This window comes from Endozoicomonas sp. YOMI1 (assembly GCF_024606345.1).
Classification (GTDB): domain Bacteria; phylum Pseudomonadota; class Gammaproteobacteria; order Pseudomonadales; family Endozoicomonadaceae; genus Endozoicomonas.
Genome location: NZ_JAHHPM010000461.1, coordinates 1 through 1,508, shown reverse-complemented (window position 1 = coordinate 1,508; position 1,508 = coordinate 1). Strand labels below are relative to the sequence as shown.

General features: G+C 39.2%; 3 protein-coding genes. All 3 read left to right on the top strand.

Annotated elements, in window-relative coordinates; translation table 11 throughout:
- The first annotated feature begins 173 nt into the window (after nt 1-173).
- The 3 genes from KDK15_RS16415 to KDK15_RS16405 all read left to right on the top strand — a co-directional run bounded on the left by KDK15_RS16415 (nt 174) and on the right by KDK15_RS16405 (nt 1,413).
- Nucleotides 174-344 (top strand): acetyltransferase, encoded by a 171-nt coding sequence (locus KDK15_RS16415; RefSeq protein WP_257296468.1) that lies wholly within the window; start codon nt 174-176, stop codon nt 342-344.
- The gene (locus tag KDK15_RS16410) at nt 344-739 is read left to right on the top strand and encodes a type II toxin-antitoxin system death-on-curing family toxin (RefSeq protein ID WP_257296467.1); all 396 of its coding nucleotides are present in this window, start codon (nt 344-346) and stop codon (nt 737-739) included. Before KDK15_RS16415 ends, KDK15_RS16410 begins: the two co-directional genes overlap by 1 nt.
- Nucleotides 740-861: 122 nt before the next feature.
- Complete coding sequence (locus KDK15_RS16405) at nt 862-1,413, top strand: DUF6155 family protein (RefSeq protein WP_257296466.1); 552 nt, start codon at nt 862-864, stop codon at nt 1,411-1,413.
- The last annotated feature ends 95 nt before the right edge of the window (nt 1,414-1,508 follow it).

Here is a 1,508-nt window from a genome sequence, read left to right as displayed (position 1 = left end):
TCGGCACGACCGGCTTCCGAAGGTGTCAACGTCTTCTGAAGTTACGGATTCAGGTATATTGTTACCTGAAAACGGTGTTTTAAAATATCGTGACAGGGACGGATTGGCTCTAAACTCGAGTACTTCAATCTATCGAGCTATAATACATCTAAATTTTTAAATAAGGAAAAACCATGAACTCAAAAGTCGAAGACTATGGTGTTCAGCCTGTTGAAAGGCCAAAAATCAAGGCAACAAAGAAGCTTGATCTTTCAGGGGATACTGGGCGTCAAATCATAAAATCAGAAACAAAACTTGTTTTAAGAACTCACACTAAAACATTCAAAAAACTGGCTGACATGTAATGGATATTATCTGCTTTCCCTTTGAACGTGTGGTTGAGATAAATGCTTTCATTCTTTCAACTGAGCCAGGAATGAAAGGTAGCGTTGATGTATCCAAGTTGCAAGGAGCATTAAGCCGTATTGATAATGCAGTAGTTTACGAAGGTTTAGATGATGTATTTGAAATAGCTGCAAAATATACTGCATCTATTGCAGTTTCTCATGCCTGTCCAGATGCAAATAAACGCACAGGGTTAGCTGTTGCACTTGAATATCTTTCTCTGAATGACTATGAAATCACAGAAGATAATGATCTTTTAGCAAATGCAGTTCGAGACTTGGTCATTCAAAAAATAAATGAAACCGACTTTGCTGACATACTATATGCACAGTACCTAAAAGGGGTCAAAATATAACAAGTGCAGTCAAAGGGACGGCTCACTGCGTTCGCCGCCCTTGCTGCAGGCGTTATGCCCGTTATGCCCTTCATCAAATATCCTCTAAAATTCATCCATAAATTATATCCGAGTTGTTTGAAATGGCTAAAAAAGCAACACTTACTGATCTTAAAAAACACCTGAGAAAAATGACACAGAATGAACTTGTTGATGAAATTGCAAATCTTTATAAAAAGCTCAGTAATGTAAAAGAATATTATCAGTCTTCATTGTTTGATGATGATTCAACAGTTTTAAGTAAGTACAAAAAAGTCGTAGAACAAGAGTTTATTGCAACAGGGCGTTCTTTCGCACCAAAAATGCGCTTGTCCGTAGCGCGGAAAGCTATATCCGATTACAAAAAAGTATCAATTTCAAATGAGGGAATTGCTGATATAATGCTCACTTATGTTGAAGCTGGTATCGATTGCACAAATGAATTTGGTGACATTGATGAAGGGTTCTATAGTAGCATGGAAGGAATGTATGAAGATGCTCTAGATTATATGGACAAGGAAGGTTTAATCAATAAATTCAAAGACCGGTTATGGGATGCAGTAGAGAATACTTCCGGAATTGGTTGGTGTTTTCACGATACTTTATCTGATCTATACGACACTTACGTTGGAGACGGTGAAGAAGCAGAACAATGATCCTAGGGCATAAATCGGGTAAGGGCTGGTCTTTCTCCAGCCCTCCCCACAGCACCCGGCATGCGGGTCCGCACCGGGCGGTTCAACGATGGTGG

Excerpts from the sequence above, each read along its gene's own strand:
- KDK15_RS16410 (WP_257296467.1), top strand. The coding sequence starts at position 344 with ATGGATATTATCTGCTTTCCCTTTGAACGTGTGGTTGAGATAAATGCT.
- KDK15_RS16405 (WP_257296466.1), top strand. The coding sequence starts at position 862 with ATGGCTAAAAAAGCAACACTTACTGATCTTAAAAAACACCTGAGAAAA.
- KDK15_RS16415 (WP_257296468.1), top strand. The coding sequence starts at position 174 with ATGAACTCAAAAGTCGAAGACTATGGTGTTCAGCCTGTTGAAAGGCCA.